Here is a 21555-nt window from a genome sequence, read left to right on the forward strand (position 1 = left end):
TATGAAAACAAAGATATTTTTTTTAATCCAAATTATTCTTGTCACGCTGAGCGGAGTCGAAGCGTTTTCCCAGAAAACCGCTAAGCAAAAAATCCGCGAAGGCGATGAATATTTTTATAACAACGATTATGCAAGTGCGCGGAAATATTACAAAGATGCGTGGGAACTGGATTCTTCCGATGCAACGCTTGCGTTCAGATTAGGAGTGAGCATGTATAATCTCAGGCAGTATAAAATGCAATCACTCCGCTATTTTGAAAAAGCAAAAGCCGCAAATCCCGAATCTAAATTTTATTTGGGAAATCTTTATCATCTCAACGGAGATTTTCAGGAAGCAATCAATATGCTCACCGATTATAAAAACATAGAGAAGAAAAAAATAAAAGATGCAGAAATAAATTCGCTCATTGAAAAATCAAAAAGCGCTATGGAAATGACTGCGCATCCCGTGAATGTGAAAATTGAAAATATGGGTTCTGTCATTAATTCTGAATATCCGGAATATGTTCCGGTAATTTCTGCCGATGAATCAGAATTGATTTTCACTTCGCGCAGAGCCGGAAGCACAGGCGGATTGCGCGATGCCAACGGAGAATTTTTTGAAGACATTTACGTGTCGTACAAAAAAAACGGGCAGTGGTCTTCGCCCGAAGGAATCAGTTCGCTCAACACGCCTACGCACGATGCCTGCGTGGGGCTTTCACCCGATGGCGAACTTCTTTTTCTCTACAAGCCGAGCAAAGATTTCCGCACAGGCAATTTATATTTTTCCACCTATGCGGGAAACGATTGGATGGCGCCCATCAAATTAAATTACCCGGTTAACATGGATAATTCCATAGAGTCCAGCGCTTCGCTTACTGCCGATGGCAACACGCTTTACTTTTCAAGCAACCGCGCGGGCGGATTCGGCAAAAAAGATATTTACCGTGTTACGCGCCTCTCGAACGGTGACTGGAGCAAGCCGATGAATTTGGGTTCAACTATCAATACGCCCGAAGACGATGACGCGCCTTTCATTCATCCCGATGGAAAAATTTTATTCTTCAGTTCGCAGGGGCACAAGAATATGGGCGGCTACGATATTTTTAAATCAACTTATAATAAGGAAGAACAAAAATGGTCGGAGCCGGAAAATCTCGGCTGCCCAATCAATACACCCGATGATGACATTTTTTTTGTTCTGTCGGTAGATGGCAAGCGCGGTTATTATTCTTCCGCGCGCGCAGGCGGCTATGGCGAAAGCGATATTTACACCATTTATTTCCCGGAAGAAAATCTGAATTTCTCTGTGATGAAAGGAATGGTGCTGAGCGCAGATTCTTCCAAACCCATTTATGCAAAAATAACTGTGAAGGAAAAAGAATCGGAAAAGTTGCAGGGCATTTACAGCACGAATCCGCACACAGGAAAGTTTGTAATGATTGTGCCTCCGGAAAAAAATTATTCGATAGACGTAGAAGCCATTTCAAAAAAGTATGATTCTTTTTCTGAAATAATTTCTCCCGGAAAAACTGAAGAAGAAACCAAAGTAATCAAACTGAAAGCGAAATGAAAAAGTTTCTGATTTATATCTTTTGTTTTTTTGCCGTCCTGCTGAGCGGAAAAGAAAAAAGTTTCTCGCAGTTGATGCACTTCACACAGTTTTATGCCGCGCCAACTTTTCTTAATCCCGCTTTTGCCGGGCTTGGAACCTGCTCGCGCGTAAATACAAATTACCGCGTTCAATGGCCCGAAATTCCCGGAGCATTCGTTACCACGCTCGTTTCCTTCGACCATCAGCTTTTTAAAAACCGAACCGGTCTTGGATTTTTATTTACCAACGATAAAGCCGGAAGCGGAAATCTTCACTCCTCCTCTTTTGCCGGGCAGTACTCGCACCAGTTTTTACTCGGGCATGGATGGAGTGCGAATGCCGGTGCCGAAGCAGGATACGTGATTCGCGATTATAACTTTTCAAAATTTGTTTTTGGCGACATGATTGCGTATGGAACTTCCGTCTCGGTGGAACAGCCCAATGCGCTGCGTGTGCATTATCTTGATTTATCATCGGGAGTTTTATTTTACAACCGGAGAAACTGGATTGGGCTTTCTGCACATCACATGAACATGCCAAATCAGGCGGTGATAAGTTCGGATAGCCGCTTGCCGGTTTTATATTCGGTTCACATGGGAACAAAAATTCCTGTGGGGAAAAAAATTGACCCAAATGATAATAATCCGCAGGAAAGCATCACGCCTGCATTTAATTACCGCCATGAAAATAAATTTGACCAGGCAGATATCGGATGTTATTACGCCCGCCTTCCGCTCGTGCTCGGAATGTGGTACCGCGGCATTCCGCTTTTCAAATCCTATCAGCGCGGCTATCAGAATAATGATATGATTTCACTGATTGCCGGAGTTGCCATTGACCGTTTCAAGTTCGGTTATAGTTATGACGTAACTATTTCGCGCCTCTGGAAAAATACGGGCGGCTCGCATGAAATTTCTTTGTCCTACCAGTTCTGCAAGCAGCAGCCGAAAAAAGCATTTGCCTGCCCGAAGTTTTAGATTTAATTACCTTTGCCGTCCTTATGAAAGTTGTTGATAGTATTAAGCAAGCAAAGTCCACGCTTTTATCTATAGAAATTCTTCCTCCGCTGAAAGGGAAAAGCATTCAGTCCATTTACAATATTATTGACCCGCTGCAAGAGTTCAAACCGGCATTCATTGATGTAACGTATCATCGCGAAGAATACGTTTACAAAAAACGCGAAGGAGGTTTTCTCGAAAAAGTTTCTGTGCGCAAACGCCCGGGAACGGTAGGAATCTGCGCGGCAATAATGAACAGATATAAAATTGATACGGTGCCTCATATTATCTGCGGAGGATTTACCAAAGAAGAAACCGAAAGCGCGCTCATTGATTTACATTTTCTTGGAATCGATAATGTGCTCGTGCTTCGCGGAGATGCGGTGAAGAATGAACGAAGTTTTATTCCTGAACCGGGCGGACATCCGTACGCGGTAGATTTAGTTCAGCAGATAGTGAAAATGAATTCGGGAAAATATTTACACGGAGATGATGTGCTCGATGTTGCGCCAACCGATTTATGCATTGGCGTTGCCGGCTATCCCGAAAAACATTTTGAAGCGCCCAACATGATTTCTGATTTGCGTCATCTGAAAGAAAAAGTAAATGCCGGAGCAGATTATATAGTCACACAAATGTTTTTTGACAACCAGAAATATTTTGACTTCGTGAAAAAATGCCGCGAAATGGAAATTAATGTTCCGATTATTCCCGGAATAAAAGTTCTGACTTCAAAAAACCAGGCAATGCTTCTTCCGAAAACTTTTTACATAGACATTCCCGAAGAACTTTTAGTAGCCATTGAAAATTGCAAAGATGATTCTGAAGCGAAAGAAGCCGGCATTGAATGGTGCATCAAGCAGTCGAAAGAACTTGTAAAGTTTGGCGCGCCCGTTCTTCATTTTTATACGATGGGAAGTTCCGAACCCGTGAGAAGAGTTGCTTCTAAAGTTTTTTAAACCTCCGAAAAACGAAACAATACGAAAAATACGAAAATGTATTTTGCCTTTCAAATCCTCAATCCTAAATTTTTATTTCCGTGCGTCCGAGTTTCGATGATATATATATGGACTTAGCGCAAAACCTTGCGGAGCGTTCGCATTGCGTGAAAATAAAAGTGGGCGCGGTGCTCACGAAAGATACGCGCATTGTTTCGCTCGGATACAATGGTCCGCCTGCCGGAACACACAACTGCGATATAGAGTGGCCGAACGAGGGCTGCCCGCGCGACAGCAAAGGAGGTTGTTCGCTTGCGCTTCACGCGGAACAAAATGCAATCATCTACGCTTCGAAAAATAATGTGCCGCTTGAAAACTGTGTATTGTACATAACACTTGCACCTTGCCTTGCCTGCGCGAGAATAGTTTTTGCTTCGGGAATTAAAAAAATAATTTACCTGAACAGTTACGCGGAATACAAAGGATTGAAAAGTGATGAAGGAATAGATTTTTTGCAGCGTTTCGGAATAGAAGTCGTGAAATACAAAAAGCAGCAGTAGGCAGTTGCAGTTGGCAGTCCGCTGCTGCCTGCTGCCGCTGCCAACTTTTTCTTATGAATAACAAATTAAAAATAATTCTCCCGATAATTTTTGGAGTTCTCCTTGCTACCGGAATTTTCATCGGCTCCAAATTAAATTTTTCGGAAACGAGAATTCATTTTCTTCAGCCGGAAAAAAAATCTTCCGATAAACTGAACAGCGTTCTGAATTTTATCGAAGAGGAATATGTGGACACGGTGAAGAAAAACGATTTGGTGGAGAAGGCGATTGTTTCCATGCTTCAGAATCTCGACCCGCATTCGGTTTATCTCACTCCGCAGGAAGTAAAAGAAATGCGCGAGCCGCTCGAAGGAAATTTTGAAGGAATCGGAATTGAATTTAATATTATCAAAGATACCATCAGAGTAATTTCCGTTATTGCCGGAGGACCCTCCGAAGCGCTTGGCATTCAGGCGGGAGATAAAATTGTGAGGATTGAAGGAAAAAATGCTGCCGGAACAAAAATAAAAAACAAAGAGGTGCTTGGAAAACTTCGCGGCAAAGGCGGAACAAAAGTTTCCATAAGCATTATGCGCGGCACTTCAAAAAAATTAATTGACTATACCATCACGCGCGGAAAAATTCCAATCTACAGTGTTGATGCCGGCTATATGCTCAGCAAAAAAACCGGCTACATAAAAGTGAGCCGTTTTGCCGAAAACACGCACGAAGAATTTTTAGAGAAAGCATCGCATCTCCGCTCGCAGGGAATGGAAAATTTAATTTTGGATTTGCGCGGCAACGGAGGAGGATTGCTTTCTTCCGCCATAAAAATCTGTGATGAGTTCCTGGAAAAAGGAAAAGTAATTGTTTTCACCGAAGGAAAATCTCATCCGAAAGAAACCATTGAAGCAACCGATAAAGGAATTCTCACCGATACAAAATTAATTGTGCTCATTGATGAATCATCGGCTTCTGCAAGTGAAATTGTTGCAGGCGCAATTCAGGATAATGACAGAGGAAGAATTATCGGCAGGCGTTCGTTCGGAAAAGGATTGGTGCAGCGCGAAACTATGTTTGCTGATAGTTCTGCCATTCGTTTAACGGTTGCCCGCTATTGCACGCCAACCGGCCGATGCATTCAGAAACCTTACGGAAAAGATTTGGAAGATTATTACAGCGAAGAGTACAACCGCTATCAGCAAGGCGAGCTCATGCATGCCGACAGCATTCATCAGAAAGATACGCTGAAGTATAAAACTTCGCAGGGAAAAATTGTTTACGGTGGCGGAGGAATTACGCCCGATATTTTTGTTTCGCTTGACACAACCGGAAGAACTCCTTATCTCTCCGAACTTTTTGTGAAAGGCGCGTTCGATCAATTCGGTTTTGATTACGCGGATAAAAACAGGAAATCGCTTTCGAAAATGGATATGAAAAAATTTCAATCATCATTTACCATTGATGAAAATCTTTTCAATGAATTTATTACTTACTCGGAAAAATTAGGAGTAAAATTAAATCCGCATGAAGCAGAAATTTCTAAAACGCTTATCAAAAATCTTCTGAAAGCAAGCATTGCCCGGCAAATCTGGGGCAATGATGGTTTCTATCCAATACTAAACCAGGATGACAAAGCCATTTCAAAAGCAATTGAATTTTTTAATAAACAGTAGAAAACTCTGATTTATTTATAGTGTTGGAAAATTTTTTTCGCTTTTGCCTTTCCAATCACTTCCGCAATTTTTTCTTCAGATGTTTCTTTAATCTGGGCCACGGATTTGAATTCGCGCAAAAGTTTTTTAGCAGTTTTATCGCTGATTCCTTTTATCTGCGTAAGTTCTGAGCCAATACTTTCGCGCACTCTTCTTCCCCTGTGATGTTTTAATCCGAAACGGTGCGCTTCATCGCGCATCTGCTGAATAACTTTCAGCGTTTCAGATTTTTTGTTGAGATAAAGCGGAAGCGAATCTCCATGGTAAAAAATTTCTTCCAGTTTTTTTGCAATTCCAATCACAGGAATTTTTCCTGACAGCCCAAGCGTTTCTAAACTCTTTGCTGCAGCAGAAATTTGCCCTTTGCCTCCGTCAATAATAATTAATTGCGGCAAATCATTTGGAGTTTCCTCAAGCATTCGTTTGTATCTGCGATAAATTACTTCTTGCATCGAAGCAAAATCATCGGGACCTTCTACAGTTTTTATATTAAAGATTCTGTAATCTTTTTTGCTCGGTTTTACATTTCTAAAAACCACGCAGGCAGAAACCGGAAAGGTTCCCTGAATATTTGAATTGTCAAAGCACTCAATGTGCATAGGTAATTCTTTCAGGCGCAAGTCATTCATCATTGTCCGTAAAATTCTTTCAGGATGCGTTTCTTTTTTGCTTTCGGAATATTTTTTCATCTTGTCATTCCTGTAATATTCCGCATTGCGCTCAGAAAGTTCAAGAAGTTTTTTCTTGTCACCAATTTTAGGAACTGTAATTTCTCCATCGGGAAAATTAAGGTCCAGCGGAAACGGGACAATAATTTCTTTCGTCTCGCTGTGAAAACGCTGTCGCAATTCGGCAATGGAAAGGAGAAGCAATTCCTCCTTTGTTTCTTCCAATTTCTTTTTTATTTCAAGAGTATGCGCCTGCACCACCGCTCCGTTCACAACTTTTAAATAATTTACGTAGCCGGCTTCTTCATCGGTGATGATTGAGAATACATCCGCATCTTCAATCGTAGGACTTACTATAACAGAACGGCTCTGATATTTTTCAAGCGACTCTATTTTTTCTTTCAGCGACTGTGCGTTCTCGAAATCAAATTTTTCAGAATAGCTCCACATTAATTCTTTCAGTTGTTTTATCACCGAAGAAATATTTCCTCTGAGAATTTGTTTAATCTGGGCAATGTCGCTGTTGTATTCCTCTTCCGATTGAAATGCTTCGCATGGACCTTTGCAATTTTTCAAATGATACTCCAGACAAACTTTGAATTTCTTTTTCCCAATATTTTCTTTCGAAAGATTCAGGTTGCAGTTGCGCAGCTGATAAAGTTTACGGATTAAATCGAGAATGGTATACATTGTTCGCAGCGAAGGATACGGGCCAAAATACTGCGAGCCATCACGGATAAAATTTCTTGTTTGAAAAATTCTCGGAAAGCGTTCGTTCTTCACACAAATCCACGGATATGTTTTATCATCCTTGAGCGCGGCATTATAGCGCGGCTGATATTTTTTTATGAGATTATTTTCCAGAAGCAACGCATCAAACTCCGTGCTTACAACTATATATTTTATTTCTGCAACGCTTGTTACGAGATAAAGAAGTTTTCCGTACGAATGATTTTTTGTGAAGTAAGATGAAACTCGTTTCCGTAAGCTCTTTGCTTTTCCTATATAAATAATTTTCCCGCGCTTGTCAAAATACTGGTAAACTCCGGGGTTGGCAGGAAGATTTGAAAGCGTATTTCTCAGGTGAGAAAATTTATCTTTTGCTTCTTTTGGCATGAAGCACTAATTTACCAAAACTATTTCAATGAATCAGGTTTTGCCGGAGCAGGAGTTTTTACTTTAGAAGAATCGGAAGAGGTTTTCCCTTTCTTGTTTTTCCTGAGTTTCTTTTCAAAAGCATTTTTATTTGCTTTTGAGGAATCAGATGAAACAGGAGAATCCGGCTTTGCAGATGATTTATTTTTTCCGGATGTATCGGGCGGAAGAATAGTTGCGGGAGCGGGAACTGTATCTGAAATAGTTGGCGCAAGCAAAGAGATTTTAATTTTCTTTTCTTTCTTTGATTCTGCCGGATTGATTTTGGCTTTCTCTTTAAAATCCGCAATGAGAGAATCTGCTTTTCTTTCCTGCGCAGAAAGCGCAATGGTATCAACTTCTGTTTCGGCAGAAGTTTTCGGAGTATCAATTTTTACATTTGCAATTGCGGGCGAAGAATCGGCAACAATTTTTTGCGTATCCGCCATTAATGTATTTGCAGAAACAGGAACTTCATTTTCTGCAGGAAGAGAAGAATAATATTGGATGAGTTTAAAAATTCCGAAGACAAGAATTACTGACATCGCGGCAGCGGAAGAAATTAAAATAGTTTTCTTGCTGACTTTAACCTGCAATGTTTGACGTTCGTGCTTCAACAAAACCTCTACTTCACTCCAGTCAGCCGATGGAATATTTTTTTCGGAAGATTTCAATGTCTCAATTATAAACTTATCTAACTGCCCGGGTGTTTTCATTTTCATCATTGCGGAATCATTCGCGCAATATTTTTTCTGAGATTAAATTTTGCTTTTGATAAACTGTCTTTTGCCGTGTATTCGCTGATGTCGAGCAGTTTTGAAATTTCTCCATACGAATAGCCGTCCATTTCATAAAGATTATATACTGCACGATATGAAGGAGATAATTGCTGAAGCGCTTTCACGATAATTTTTCTGTCTGCCGATTTCATAATTTGTTCATCGGAAATTTCGGCAGTCACCGGTTTTTCCAAATCGCGGGCGTTCACCGTGCTGCTCACAAAATATTCCCGTTTGTTTGCGTGCATGTGGCGAATGGCTGAAGAAATTATTTCCTTTTGTATCCATTCTTCGAGAGAAATTTCGTTGCCGTCTTTTTTTCTTTTTGCATTTTCACCTGCAAAATGAGAAAAGTTGTTGAAAATATTTTTAAACCCATCCAGAAAAATTTCTTTTGCATCGGGGTGATTTTTTGAATAGCGGATGCATATCTCCATCATTCTTTCGGAATAAATTTCACAGAGTGCGCGCTGGCTGGCGCGCTCATGTTTCATACAACCATGTATGATTTCTTCTTCGCTCATCTGCTTCACGAAGTTATCGAATTTCCTATTGGCGAAAATAAAAAAGCCCCGAAATAAATTTCAGGGCTTTAGAAAGCATGGGTAAATTACCTGTACAAGGTTACCGAACCTTTTTTTACATGTGGAATGCCATCGGTTCCGGATGCCTGAATAAAATAAAGATAGACACCTTCTGGCGCATCGCTTCCGTTCATTAATTTTCCGTTCCAGTTTCCATCAATTGTTTTCCATTTATAAACAAACCGTCCTTTTGTATCAGTAATTGTTACTTCAATGGATGAAATGTTTTTTACTACAAGCGGATAAAAATAATCATCGTATCCGTCTCCATTCGGAGTAAATGCATTGGGAATAGAATCAATTCTTGAAACGGGTTTGGATTCGGTTTTGGAAATATCTTCCGGCTCTGAAGAATTATTTTCATTTACATTGTTTGAACTTTCTTTACCGCTTGCAGAGGAATTATCTTTTGAGGAATTTGTTTTAGGGCTTTGATACTTATTCCATCGCACCATTCCTCCATCATCTTTTGAGGCGTTTCCATATTTATGCGATTCTGCAGACAAAGTTGCAGAAGAATTATCGGAAGAGGGAACCGTTGAGGAAGCATTTTCTCCGGAAGAAGAATTGTTTTTTACAGAGTTATCATTAGCAGATTGATTGGAGGAATGAACAACCGGAGAATTTTTCTTTTCAGATTGTGTGGCGGAAGAATTCGCTGTTGGATTATTTTCAGCCGTTAAATTATTTTCTGTGTTTGGAGAAGGTGAAACAACTTCGGTTTTGTTTTTACGTTCCGGCAGAGCGGTTGTAGTTTTATTTTCCGTATGTGAAAAATACCAAACGCTGCCCGCAATTCCTGTAACAGCGACCGCTCCGGCAATAATTTTTCCCAACGCAAACTTGGCAGCAGTTCCTGCAGCGCTTCCAACTCCAGAAGAAATTCCGCTTTGAACATTTGCCCACACATTCGGGTTTACATCCGCTTCAAAATTCCGGAACTTCTCCTTAAAAAGTTTTTCTATGTTATCTTGATTCGTCATTAGTTAGTTGTCAGTTGATAGTTGTGTCGCTTCGTTTTTGATTTCCATTATTACTGCTCCTGCCATTGCCACTTCGCTTTTTAGCATATTCTGCAAATGAACTTTTGCGCGCGAGTATTGCGATTTAGATGTTCCTTCTGTAATTCCAAGTAACTCTCCGATTTCTTTGTGCGAATATCCTTCAATGGCATACATATTAAAAACGGTTCTGAATCCAACGGGCAATTTCTGAATCATCCTGAGCAAATCTTTTTCATTTATTTTTTCTCCTATGTGATTATTTCCCGGAATCATATAGGTTGCATCTTCAATATCTATGTTCATTTGCATCGGTTTGTTTTTTCTCAACAGCGTAAGCGATTCGTTCATCACAATTTTCCGTATCCATCCTTCGAGCGAGCCGCTGCCGCGAAAGGTTTCTATTTTTTCAAACACGCGGATGAAACTGTTCTGCAGCATGTCTTCAGCTTCTTCGCTTCGTTCGGCATACCTGAGGCAGATACCCATCATTTTGCGACTGAACTTTTCAAAGAGGGCTTTCTGAGCCGCTGGGTTCTTTGAAACACATCCTTTGAGAAGTTCTTCATCCGTCATCCGACTCTGAGTTTTAGATGCAGTTTGGAAGCATTTGGTTGCATGGAATAATGCAAATCTACCGATTTTAATTGAGTTTTGTTAAATAAACCTAAAAGAGTAAATAAATTTTATTAGATTACTTGACAATCTCTATTCTGAAATTACCTTTGCACGCTTAAATCATAAAAACCTCATTTTTATTCAAAAAATCAAATGAAAGTAGCAATTATAGGTGCAACAGGATTAGTTGGAAATGTAATGGTAAAAGTTCTTGAGGAAAGAACATTTCGTGTAACTGAATTTCTTCCCGTAGCATCCAAACGTTCCGTTGGAAGGGATGTAAGTTTTCGAGGACGTACTTATAAAGTAATGAGTATGGATGAAGCAATTACTCAGAAACCGCAGATTGCGTTGTTCTCTGCCGGCTCGGCAACTAGCATGGAATGGGCACATAAGTTTGCGAGCGCGGGTGCAGTGGTGATTGACAATTCTTCTGCATGGCGAATGCACCCCGATATCAAACTCGTGATTCCTGAAATAAATGCGAATGTGATTAAGAAAAGAGACCGCATTATTGCAAATCCGAATTGCTCAACCATTCAAATGCTGATGCCTTTGTATCCGCTCTATAAAAAATATGGAATAAAAAGAATTGTTGTTTCTACTTATCAATCTGTAACAGGAACGGGTATGAGAGCCGTTGAACAATTGATGAATGAGCGGAAAAATATTCCTTCTGAAAAAGTTTATCCTTTCCCGATTGACCTGAACATTATTCCGCAGATTGCTGATTTCAATGAAGAAGGTTACACCAAAGAAGAAGTAAAAATGACGGAAGAAACTAAAAAAATTCTGGATGATAAAAAAGTGAAGGTTACTGCCACCTGCGTGCGCATTCCTGTAGTCGGAGGTCATAGCGAGTCAGTAAATGTGGAGTTCAAAAAAGAATTCAAAATAGAAGATGTACGCAGAATTCTTTCCGATACAAAAGGAGTAGCGCTGCAAGATGATTTTCGCAACAGCAAATATCCCATGCCTATTTATGTTCAGAATAAGGACGATGTGTTTGTGGGAAGAATCCGCAGAGACAACACGCAACCCAAAACGCTAAACATGTGGAACTGTGCCGATAACCTTCGCAAAGGCGCTGCCACTAATGCAGTTCAGATTGCAGAATATATGGTTGCGAAAAAATTAGTTTGATAAATTTTATTCTAATAAACAGCCGCCAGTATTAAAAATATTAGCCGGCTGTTTTTATTTAATCAAAAAATAAAATGGGGCTCATAAAAGAATTCAAGCAGTTTGCCATGCGTGGCAATTTGGTTGATATGGCGGTTGCAGTGGTAATCGGAGCTTCATTCAATAAAGTAGTTTCTGCATTTATTGATGGAATGGTAATGCCGCTTATAGGAAAATTGTTTCTTGAAATAGATTTATCAAAAGTGAAATATATTCTTCAGCACGAAGTGAAGGATGGAGATAAAATTATTACTCCCGAAGTTGCTATTCAGGTTGGAGGGTTTATGACGCAAATAATTGATTTCACCATTGTGGCATTCGCGCTGTTCTTGCTTGTAAAGGCAATGAATCGCATACGAAAAACAGAATCAACTTCAGCCACTAAAACAGAAATCCTTCTAACTGAAATTCGCGATTCAATTAAAGAGAAAAAGTAAAAACATCCTATCTAAATTCTAATTTTTATAATTTTTTTAACAAACATTTATGCGTGATGACAGTTTGTCACACGCCCTCCTTTGATTATCTTTGTTCACTTTTATGGATATCTACGGAAATAAAGTAATTGAAGAAGCAAAGCAAGGCGAAGCACTGATGCTTTCTACCTCTCCTTTGGTAGAGGGTCGGGGTGAGGTCAAGAAATTATTTCTCGAAAGCTACGGATGCGCCATGAATTTTTCCGACAGCGAAATTGTGGCGAGTATTCTTTCGGGAAAGGGATATTCCACCACCGCAGATTTCAACGAAGCCGATTTAATTTTGATAAACACCTGTGCCATCCGCGAAGGAGCCGAGCAGCGTGTGCGTGGAAGATTAAAAACTTTCAACACGCTCAAAAAGAAAAACCCGAAACTAATGATTGGCGTTTTGGGATGCATGGCAGAACGACTGAAAGAAAAATTTCTGGAACAGGAAAAAATTGTAGATATCGTTGTTGGTCCCGATGCATACCGCGACTTGCCTAATTTAATCGAAAGTGTTGAAGGCGGACAAAAAGCCGTGAATGTTTTGCTCTCGCTTGAAGAAACCTATGCCGATATAAATCCCGTTCGCCTCGATTCAAACGGAGTAACCGCCTTCATCAGCATCACGCGCGGATGCGATAATATGTGTTCGTTTTGTGTGGTACCGTTCACGCGCGGAAGAGAAAGAAGCCGTGAGCCCGAAAGCATTGTGAACGAAGCGAAGAATTTATTTGAGCAAGGGTACAGAGAAGTAACTCTTCTCGGGCAGAATGTGGATTCTTATTTATGGGCGGGTGGAAAAGCGAAAAAAGAATTAAACCTTCAAGGTTTTCAAAACCTTGAAGGTTGTGTAACATTCGCTCAACTTTTAGAAATGGTCGCCAAAGTTTCTCCCGATTTGCGAATTCGTTTTTCTACTTCCAATCCACAGGATATGACCGATGATGTTCTGCACACGATTGTGAAAAACGAAAACATCTGCAACTATATTCATCTTCCCGTGCAGAGCGGAAGTTCAACCATGTTAGAAAGAATGAACCGTGGCTACAGAAGAGAAAAATATTTAGAACGCATTTCTGCAATCCGAAGAATTATTCCCGACTGCGGAATTTCTACCGATATCATTACGGGCTTCTGCGGAGAAACGGATGAAGAACATGCCGATACAATTTCACTGATGAAAGAAATAAAATTTGATTTTGCATATATGTTTGCTTACAGCGAACGACCGGGAACACTCGCTCAAAAAAAATATAATGATGATGTTCCGGAAGAACTCAAGAAAAAAAGATTACAGGAGGTGATTGACTTGCAAATGGAACATTCTTCCGAGCGCACAAAAAAAGGTTTGGGGAAAATTCACAGGGTTTTAATCGAAGGGGTTTCAAAAAAATCTTCTGAAAGATTGTACGGAAGAAATTCTCAGAACACGGTGGTTGTTTTTCCAAGAGGAAATCACAATAAAGGTGAGTATGTAAACGTCTTGATAAATGAAGTGACACCAGCAACAATGTTGGGAGAAGTTATTTAAAATGGACATCAGAGATATAAAAAATAGATTTTCCATTATTGGAAGTTCTCCGCTTCTTGACCGGGCGATTGATGTTGCCATGCAGGTTGCGCCTACCGATTTGAGCGTGCTGATTACGGGCGAGAGCGGAACGGGCAAGGAAGTGTTTCCGCAAATCATTCATCAACTCAGCGCACGCAAGCACGGGCCGTACATCGCGGTGAACTGCGGTGCAATTCCCGAAGGCACGATTGATTCGGAACTGTTCGGGCACGAGAAAGGTTCGTTCACCGGAGCGCACGAGGCGCGCAAAGGATATTTTGAAGTGGCGAATGGCGGGACAATTTTTTTGGATGAAGTTGCCGAAATGCCATTGGCTACGCAGGCGCGTTTGCTCCGCGTGCTGGAGAGCGGGGAGTTTATTAAAGTGGGTTCCTCGAAAGTTTTGAAAACGAATGTACGTGTGGTGGCCGCTTCGAACGTAAATATTCCTGATGCGGTTGCGAAGGGAAGGTTTCGCGAAGATTTATATTATCGGTTGAATACCGTTCCTATTGCTGTTCCATCTTTGCGCGAACGCAGGGAAGATATTCCATTGCTCTTCCGAAAATTCGCAGGAGATTTTGCAGGCAAGCATCGGATTCCTCCTGTGAAATTGAATGCGGAAGCAGAAAAATTACTGCAGGAATATTCCTGGCAGGGAAACGTGCGCCAGTTGAAAAATATTACCGAACAGATTTCCATCATTGAGAAAACACGAGACATCAATTCTGAAACACTTCAAAAATATTTACCCGAAACCCAAGTCACAAAACATCCCACACTTTACAAAGGAGGTGACGGAGAATTCAATGAGCGGGAACTTCTCTACAAAGTTTTATTCGACATGCGGAAAGATGTTTCTGATTTAAAAAGAATTGTTTTTGGAATGCTGCAGGGAAGAAATGATTTCCATCCTGAAACAGTAGAAAATCTTTCGGACGAAACAACTATTCTAAATGATAAGCCAGTAATACTTCATCAAAAACCAACTGCGCATATTGACGAGCATGTGGAAGAACACGAAGAAGTGGAAGAGCCACTCTCGCTTGAAGAAAAAGAAATTGAGATGATTAAAAAAGCGCTCAGCAAATACAAAGGCAGACGAAACAAAGCGGCAAAGGAATTGGGAATTTCAGAGCGCACGCTTTACAGGAAAATTACTCGATACGGATTAGAAGAATAATTACTTCGCGCTGAATTTACCCTGAGCAAAGTCGAAGGGCTTACAAAATCCTTTAAGTAGAACGGCTCATAGTACGCAAGGTCTTCAAATTTATTTTCCAAAAAATATTTTTTCGCAATCGGAATCATGAATTCCGCAGAAGGAGTTGCATCATCAATGAAAACAGCATTTGAGTGTTTGATTTGTGATTTGCATTTTGCAGAACCGTCTCCGAAAAAATAGATTTTATTTTTTCCCAATAAACCGGAAAATGAATTCTCGTCAATAATTTCTGCAGAAGTTTTTTTGATTTCATTTAACTCTTTATCGTATACTGCGCAATAAACTTCCATTCGTTTGGCATCTATCATCGGGGCAAATAAACTTTTGACTTTTGACTTTTGACTTTTGACTTGCCCGGCCGCTATTGCTTCCAACGAATTAATTCCAATCAACGGTTTCTCCAGCGCATAACACAATCCCTTCGCAGTTGAAACTCCAATACGTAAACCGGTAAATGAGCCGGGGCCTTTGCTTACTGCAACGGCATCAATATCTTTTAAAGAAATTTTTGCTTGCGAACAAACTTCCTGAATATAAACTGTGAGATTTTCTGCGTGAGAATATTTTTCTTCAGAAGATTCTTTCAGCGCAACTACGTTTCCATTTTGTCCGAGTGCAACGGAGCAAATTTTAGTGGAAGTTTCTAAACAAAGTATAAGGGGAGATTGCTTTGGCATTTCATTCGCAATGACAAATTATTGCTGCTTCCACTTAGAAACAATTTCGCTCTTCTCAGATTTTTTCACAGCCATTCCGTCTTTCAGAGTTTTTGCAACTGCGTTGTACGGTCCATTCACCACTTCATCGCCTTCTTTAATTCCCTCTGTAATTTCAATTGCCAGGTTATCCTGAATCCCGGTTTTCACTTTTTGCAGACGAACCTTTCCGTTTTCAAAAACAAAAACACATTCTTGCGTCTTAAAACTTTTTTGCAATTTATTTTCTTCCAACTTTTTTTGTTTTTCATCAACAACTTTTGCATCAAAGTTTTCTTCTTTCTTTTTTTCACTTGTATTCATAGCCGAATCGCTGCGAGTAGTCACTGCCTGAATTGGAAGCGAAAAAACATTCACAGCGCGCTTGGTATGAATATCAACGGTGGCAGACATTCCAGGACGAAAAGGCGAAACATTTTCCTTCATCAAATCTTTATACGACTCCTGCAGTATTCGGATTTTTACTGTGAAATTTGTAACCTGGTCAGTAGCAACAGTGGTGGTTGAAGTGTTTGCGGAATTTGCAATGTCGGTAACAATACCTTTGAATTTTCTGCCAAGATAAGCATCCACTTCAATATCGGCAGTATCGTGCAGATGCACGCGCACAATGTCATTTTCATTTACATCCACATTCACCTGCATTTCGTTCAGGTTGGCGAGAATCATAATCTCTGTTCCTTCTGCAAACTGATTTCCTGCCACGCGCTCGCCTTTTTTCTTGCTGAGTTTCGAAACCGTTCCGCTCACGGGAGCAAAAATAGATGTCTTGTTCAGATTTTCCTGCGCTTCATTCACTGATGCTTGCGCGCTGCCAATATTAAAGGCAGATGCCTTTACATTTTCTTCCGATGCTTCCACTTGCGCTTTGGCAGTTTCATAGGAAGATTTTGCATTCAGAAAATCTGCCTGTGAAATGGCTCCCTGGTCAAATAATTTTTTATTGCGCTCAAAAGTTGCTTCTGCGTTTGCGAACTGCGCTTTGATTTGTGTAAGTTGCGCTTTTGAATTGGCAAGATTTGCCTGCATGGTGTTCATGCTCGCTTGCGCGCGGTCAAGTGCAGATTGATACGTGTTCGGTTTTATTTTTGCAACAATGTCGCCTTTCTCCACATGGTCGCCTTCTTTTATATTCAACTCAACAATTTCTCCCGATACATCTGAAGAAATTTTCAATTCAACCTCCGGCTGAATTTTCCCATTCGCAGAAACAGTTTCAACAATTGTTCTGCGCTGAACTTTTTCGATGGTAACTTCCGTTGCACCGCTGTTCGAGCAGCTTTTTATTCCCAGAATGGTTGCGATAATTATTATTCCGCTTCCTATTAATATGAGTGGCTTTTTCATTTGCTAAAGAGTTATGGGTTTCCCCTGGTAAAAATCTAAAACTTTCATTTTGAAAACTGCATCGTATTTTGATTGCAGCAAATCCGATTTTGCTTTGATGAGTTTATTTTTTGAATCGTTGTATTCGGTGGAAGTGGCTGCGCCCACTGTAAATCGCTGTTCCATATATTTGAAAGATTCCTCCATGGCGCTGACTGCTTTTTGTGTTGCCGAAAATTTTTTCATAGCAGACATGGCATCGTTATACGATTGTTGAATGGTTTTCCGCAAATTATCTTTTTGTAATTGCAAAGTAAGTTGCGCACTTTGCATAGAAATTTTTGCGCGCTGAACTGCAGTATGCGTTTGCATATTATTAAACAGCGGAACGGAAAGATAAAATCCCACACTCTTGTTCACATTATTTTTATACTGCGTGGAATAAGGAATCGGCTGATAATCGTAAGAAAATTTTGGAGCAAGAACATATTGACCTCCGGTGGTGAAGCCGGTTGTGTCATAGCCATCGGGCACAACAGATTTTATTTCTTTGCTTGCGCCAGAATAACCCGTGCCGTAGGATGCGCTCACGCTTAATTTGGGAAACATTCCTGCACGCGCAACCGCAATGCTTTTTTCAGAACTTCTTAGTTTGAATTCTGCACTTTTGATTTCCGGCATTTTTGAAGATGCGGCCTCATATACTTGGGCGGGTGTTGTGTTTAAAATAACATCTGCTGGCAAAGTGATTTCGGGTTTCGCAATAGAAAAATTTTTTATCGTATCGAGATTCAGCATTTGAACAAGATTGAGCGAAGCAAGAGCCAAACTATTTTCGGCATTCACCACATTCACGCCTTCGCTGGCAAATTGCGCCTGAATGTCGAACAAATTTCCCTTCGGAAGATTTCCCACATCTACTAATTTTTGCGTGCGTTCCACCTGAAGTTTTGTAATGTCTTGCTGATTCTGGGCAACGGAAAGAAGTTCCTGTGCCAGCAGGATTTGCAAGTAGGCAGAGGCAACCTGCAAGGAAATATCATTCTGCATTTTCTGAACATCGTATTGGCTGGCGAGCGTGGTGTATTGATTCTGCTTTATAGTATTCAGATTTGAAAATCCGCTAAACAAAGTCATGCTTGTGCTGAGGGAAAAATTTTGCGAAAGAGTAAATCCGCTGCTGGTAAATTGATTGGTGAACGGATCAATTTTTTTTCCGCTGTTGTAGGAATTGGAAGCATTGCCGTTTAAGCTGGGAAGAAGCTGCGCCCGGCTTTGAAGAAGCGATTCTTCCGAAGATTTTTCATTCAGAATATTTTGTTTTACTTGAATATTGTGCTGCAATGCCCATTCAATACATTGCTGAAGATTCCATGGCTGTGCTTGCTCTTGTGCAAACAAAAATGAAAAATGAAAAATCGGAAAAAGAAAAAGAAGAATCCTCATACCTGTTTTAAGAACAGTAAAGATAGAAAAATAGATTTCTGGTGTCTCCCTATGAAAATCTTCTCTATGAAAGAAGGAAATTACTTTTTATTATCGGCTGATAATTATTTTTTTTGTAATAATTCCGGAATTTGTTTTCAATGACAGAAGATAAATTCCATCGGGATGAGACGAAGCATCAACCGGAATTGAACGTTGAGAAGAAGGAAGGAAGGAAAATATTTTTTCTCCTGCTATAGTATATGCTTCTATGCTCTGAATTTTTTCTGACGATTCAATCCTGAAAAAACCATTCGATACTGTTGGGAAAATATTTATTTCTGAAATTGATTGCGGAGCAGAAATTCCCACAGCATTTGAAAGCACCATCACATCATCAAAAGCAACACTTCCTCCGTTAACTGTTGCGCGCTTATAAATAAACATCAAATGATTTGTGGTGGGCTGAATGGAATACGTGAGCGTTGTTCCTGCAGTTGGAAGAGAATCTTTTTCAACTACCAATGTCCAACTGCTGCTGTCAGGCGATTCATAAATATCAAGCGTGTCCTGCTGCTTGTAAGGAACACCTGCACCTCGGCACCAGAAAGAAACCGAGTCAGCCCCCCAGAAAGAAGGAGTAATGATGGTATCTTTTTGTCCATTCACGCCTCCTAATTTATATGCGTTGGGCGCTGCTCCCGAATAGGATGCGCTTGTATAGTAAGAAGGTCCCCCAGAAGTAGAAGCGGCAGTGTTCCACGAATAATACCATCCCTGCTGAACAGTTGCAGTTGTGCCAACATAGGAATTGAAATCGTTTTGCAAAACGGTTACCTGGGAAAATGCCGAAGTAAAAATTGCAAGAAGCGAAGCGAGAGTAAAAATATTTTTCATGTATAAATTTTATTTGTGAATTTGAATTGTAAAGATAAAAAATTCTATTTGCTGTTGTAAGCATTCATTGTTTTTTCTATTCCCATTAACCCGAAATCTTTTATGGCTTCGGAAGCAAGTTCAATTCTCGGAGAAATAATTTTCAGTTCATCATTTGTCCATTTTCCAAGAACGTAATTTACCTGTGCGCCTTTGGGATATTCATTGCCGATTCCGAAACGAAGCCGCGCATAATCCCGATAGCTATCGGGACCTGAAACTAAAATTTCATTAATGCTTTTTAATCCATTGTGGCCGCCATCGCTTCCTTTCGCGCGAATGCGGATTGCACCAAGCGGAAGCGCCACATCATCGGTTATCACCAATAAATTCTGAAGGGGAATTTTTTCTTTCTGCAGATAATAATTTACCGCTTTGCCGCTCAGGTTCATAAATGTGGTTGGCTTGATGAGAAAAAAAAGTTTGTTTTTAATTTTCCCCTCCGCAATAAAAGCCAACCGGGAATTTTCAAACTGAACTTTTAGTGAATGAGCAAACGAATCTAAAATTTTGAATCCGATATTATGGCGCGTGTTATCGTATTCTTCGCCAGGATTTCCTAAACCGAGTATGAGAAATTTATTTGACATTCTTAAAAAGAAAAAATCACAGCCCGAATATACGAACTGTGATTTCTTCTTTCAGGGAAAAGAAAATTATTTTTTCTTTTCTTCTTTCTTTTCTTCTTTGACTGGAGTTGCGGCTTTCGCATCGGGGGCAGGCGTTGTTCCTGCGGGTGCTGCTGCTCCTGCTGCTGGCGTTGCTGCGGTTGCCGTAGTTGCGGCTGCCACCGGGGTTTCTTCTACAACAACACGAGTTGTTTTCACAGCAACAATAGTAACTGTTGGTTCATGAAGAAAAGTTACGCCATCGTATTTAATGTCTTTGATTCGGATATAGTCGCCAATTTTCAATGATTCAACATTCAATTCAATCGTTGCGGGGATTTTTGAAATTAATCCTTTCACACGAATCTTCGTGAGTTTCTTCAGCATTTGTCCGCCTTCTCTTACGCCTGCCGCGGTTCCGTTGAACTTCACAGGAATATCCATCACCACAGGTTTGTCAGCAATCACTTCGAGAAAATCAACGTGCATGATTCCGTCAGTTACCGGATGGAATTGAATTTCTTTCACAATGGCATCAACTTTTTTTCCTGCCACATCCAGTTTTACAAGATGAATATCGGGAGAATAAACGAGCGGCTTGAAATCTTTTTCAATTGCTTCGAAATGGAGAACATCTTTTCCTCCGTAAAGAATGCACGGAACTTTTCCTTCTTTGCGAAGTTCATGTGTTCCTTTTTTGCCGAGAGATTTCCGCTGCGAGCCGGAGAGTGTGAGCATTTTCATTTTATTAAGATTACACTGATTTATTTTTGATTACACCGATAAAAATTATTTTGCTGAAGAAAATCTTTTTGCCGCTTCATCCCAGTTAATCACATTCCACCATGCATTAATGTAATCAGGCCTGCGGTTTTGATAGTTGAGATAATAAGCGTGTTCCCAAACATCCAGCCCGATAACGGGAAATCCTTTCAGGTCGGAAACATCCATCAGCGGGTTATCCTGATTAGGAGTTGAGCCGATTGCCAATTTTCCATTCTGCGAAACGAGCCAAGCCCATCCTGAACCAAAGCGGGTTGTTGCTGCATTATTAAACTGTGTTTTGAAATCGTTGAAAGAACCGAAAGCAGATTTAATTGCATCTGATAAAATTCCTGTTGGTTCACCGCCTCCGTCCTGTTTCATAATTGTCCAGAACATGGAGTGATTGTAATGCCCGCCTCCGTTGTTACGGACTGCCGGAGCATATTTTGAAACGCTCTTGCAAATTTCTTCTATGGAAAGTTTTTCCTCGGGCTTTCCTGCAATTGCATTATTCAGATTAGTGACATATGCATTGTGATGCTTGGTATGGTGAATTTCCATTGTGCGCGCATCAATATGCGGCTCAAGCGCGTTGTATGCGTAAGGTAATTTTGGTAGTTCGAATGCCATTTTCTTTCAGGTTAATTGTTATTGTTTTTATTCGTCTTCTCTATAAAATTATGTCCGATGAATCAAAGCTTTTAACAGTTTTTCAAAAAGGGAGGCAAAGATAAAAAAATATTTTTGCAGATACTTGCCCTTCCAAAATAAATTTATATACATTTGCGCCCATATTCCTTTAAAAA

General features: G+C 40.3%; 21 protein-coding genes. 9 read left to right on the forward strand and 12 right to left on the reverse strand.

The features are described from left to right. The first annotated feature begins 1 nt into the window (after position 1). From HY063_01655 to HY063_01675, 5 genes are all read left to right on the forward strand, one after another. Positions 2 to 1555: a PD40 domain-containing protein gene (locus HY063_01655; protein MBI3500471.1), complete on the forward strand. Its 1554-nt coding sequence runs from the start codon at positions 2 to 4 to the stop codon at positions 1553 to 1555. Continuing rightward, entirely contained in the window at positions 1552 to 2553 is a 1002-nt protein-coding gene (locus HY063_01660; GenBank protein MBI3500472.1) for a PorP/SprF family type IX secretion system membrane protein, read from the forward strand. The genes HY063_01655 and HY063_01660 overlap by 4 nt, the downstream gene beginning before the upstream one ends. A 23-nt stretch (positions 2554 to 2576) precedes the next feature. Then, positions 2577 to 3533 carry a methylenetetrahydrofolate reductase [NAD(P)H] gene (metF, locus tag HY063_01665; GenBank protein ID MBI3500473.1) on the forward strand — a complete coding sequence of 319 codons (957 nt, stop codon included), beginning with the start codon at positions 2577 to 2579 and terminating at the stop codon, positions 3531 to 3533. Positions 3534 to 3640: 107 nt separating this feature from the next. Continuing rightward, a complete protein-coding gene (locus tag HY063_01670) occupies positions 3641 to 4072 on the forward strand; it encodes a dCMP deaminase family protein (GenBank protein MBI3500474.1) in 432 nt (143 codons plus the stop codon). Between the two features lie 53 nt (positions 4073 to 4125). Next, positions 4126 to 5727, forward strand: a complete 1602-nt coding sequence (locus HY063_01675; protein ID MBI3500475.1) for a S41 family peptidase — start codon at positions 4126 to 4128, stop codon at positions 5725 to 5727. Between the two features lie 11 nt (positions 5728 to 5738). Here HY063_01675 and uvrC read toward each other — a convergent pair whose 3' ends face one another. The 5 genes from uvrC to HY063_01700 all read right to left on the reverse strand — a co-directional run bounded on the left by uvrC (position 5739) and on the right by HY063_01700 (position 10508). Continuing rightward, positions 5739 to 7550 (reverse strand): excinuclease ABC subunit UvrC, encoded by a 1812-nt coding sequence (gene uvrC, locus HY063_01680; GenBank protein MBI3500476.1) that lies wholly within the window; start codon positions 7548 to 7550, stop codon positions 5739 to 5741. A gap of 20 nt (positions 7551 to 7570) precedes the next feature. After that, positions 7571 to 8293: a hypothetical protein gene (locus HY063_01685; GenBank protein MBI3500477.1), complete on the reverse strand. Its 723-nt coding sequence runs from the start codon at positions 8291 to 8293 to the stop codon at positions 7571 to 7573. Beyond that, complete coding sequence (locus HY063_01690) at positions 8290 to 8871, reverse strand: sigma-70 family RNA polymerase sigma factor (protein ID MBI3500478.1); 582 nt, start codon at positions 8869 to 8871, stop codon at positions 8290 to 8292. Before HY063_01690 ends, HY063_01685 begins: the two co-directional genes overlap by 4 nt. An 86-nt stretch (positions 8872 to 8957) precedes the next feature. Next, complete coding sequence (locus tag HY063_01695) at positions 8958 to 9914, reverse strand: gliding motility-associated C-terminal domain-containing protein (protein ID MBI3500479.1); 957 nt, start codon at positions 9912 to 9914, stop codon at positions 8958 to 8960. A gap of 3 nt (positions 9915 to 9917) precedes the next feature. Next, positions 9918 to 10508, reverse strand: coding sequence for an RNA polymerase sigma factor (locus HY063_01700; protein MBI3500480.1), 591 nt, complete (start codon positions 10506 to 10508; stop codon positions 9918 to 9920). A 195-nt stretch (positions 10509 to 10703) separates the two neighbouring features. Between HY063_01700 and HY063_01705 the strand changes: the two genes are divergently transcribed. The 4 genes from HY063_01705 to HY063_01720 all read left to right on the forward strand — a co-directional run bounded on the left by HY063_01705 (position 10704) and on the right by HY063_01720 (position 14931). Beyond that, positions 10704 to 11693, forward strand: a complete 990-nt coding sequence (locus HY063_01705) for an aspartate-semialdehyde dehydrogenase (GenBank protein ID MBI3500481.1) — start codon at positions 10704 to 10706, stop codon at positions 11691 to 11693. A 74-nt stretch (positions 11694 to 11767) separates the two neighbouring features. Continuing rightward, positions 11768 to 12169, forward strand: a complete 402-nt coding sequence (gene mscL, locus HY063_01710; GenBank protein ID MBI3500482.1) for a large conductance mechanosensitive channel protein MscL — start codon at positions 11768 to 11770, stop codon at positions 12167 to 12169. Positions 12170 to 12272: 103 nt separating this feature from the next. Beyond that, entirely contained in the window at positions 12273 to 13727 is a 1455-nt protein-coding gene (miaB, locus tag HY063_01715) for a tRNA (N6-isopentenyl adenosine(37)-C2)-methylthiotransferase MiaB (protein ID MBI3500483.1), read from the forward strand. 1 nt (position 13728) lies between these two features. After that, entirely contained in the window at positions 13729 to 14931 is a 1203-nt protein-coding gene (locus tag HY063_01720) for a sigma-54-dependent Fis family transcriptional regulator (GenBank protein ID MBI3500484.1), read from the forward strand. Here HY063_01720 and tsaB read toward each other — a convergent pair. The 7 genes from tsaB to HY063_01755 form a co-directional block, all read right to left on the reverse strand. Beyond that, positions 14895 to 15650 (reverse strand): tRNA (adenosine(37)-N6)-threonylcarbamoyltransferase complex dimerization subunit type 1 TsaB, encoded by a 756-nt coding sequence (gene tsaB / locus HY063_01725; GenBank protein MBI3500485.1) that lies wholly within the window; start codon positions 15648 to 15650, stop codon positions 14895 to 14897. The two genes, HY063_01720 and tsaB, sit on opposite strands and share 37 nt — an antisense overlap. Positions 15651 to 15668: 18 nt before the next feature. Further along, positions 15669 to 17036: an efflux RND transporter periplasmic adaptor subunit gene (locus HY063_01730; protein ID MBI3500486.1), complete on the reverse strand. Its 1368-nt coding sequence runs from the start codon at positions 17034 to 17036 to the stop codon at positions 15669 to 15671. Positions 17037 to 17039: 3 nt separating this feature from the next. Next, positions 17040 to 18461: a TolC family protein gene (locus HY063_01735; GenBank protein MBI3500487.1), complete on the reverse strand. Its 1422-nt coding sequence runs from the start codon at positions 18459 to 18461 to the stop codon at positions 17040 to 17042. Between the two features lie 90 nt (positions 18462 to 18551). Beyond that, positions 18552 to 19337, reverse strand: a complete 786-nt coding sequence (locus HY063_01740) for a T9SS type A sorting domain-containing protein (protein ID MBI3500488.1) — start codon at positions 19335 to 19337, stop codon at positions 18552 to 18554. A gap of 44 nt (positions 19338 to 19381) precedes the next feature. After that, on the reverse strand, positions 19382 to 19966 hold the full coding sequence (locus HY063_01745) for an aminoacyl-tRNA hydrolase (protein ID MBI3500489.1): 585 nt from the start codon (positions 19964 to 19966) through the stop codon (positions 19382 to 19384). A 66-nt stretch (positions 19967 to 20032) separates the two neighbouring features. After that, a complete protein-coding gene (locus HY063_01750) occupies positions 20033 to 20728 on the reverse strand; it encodes a 50S ribosomal protein L25/general stress protein Ctc (protein MBI3500490.1) in 696 nt (231 codons plus the stop codon). Positions 20729 to 20773: 45 nt separating this feature from the next. Beyond that, positions 20774 to 21379 (reverse strand): superoxide dismutase, encoded by a 606-nt coding sequence (locus HY063_01755; protein ID MBI3500491.1) that lies wholly within the window; start codon positions 21377 to 21379, stop codon positions 20774 to 20776. Between the last annotated feature and the right edge of the window lie 176 nt (positions 21380 to 21555).

This window comes from Bacteroidota bacterium (genome assembly GCA_016195025.1).
Classification (GTDB): domain Bacteria; phylum Bacteroidota; class Bacteroidia; order Palsa-948; family Palsa-948; genus Palsa-948.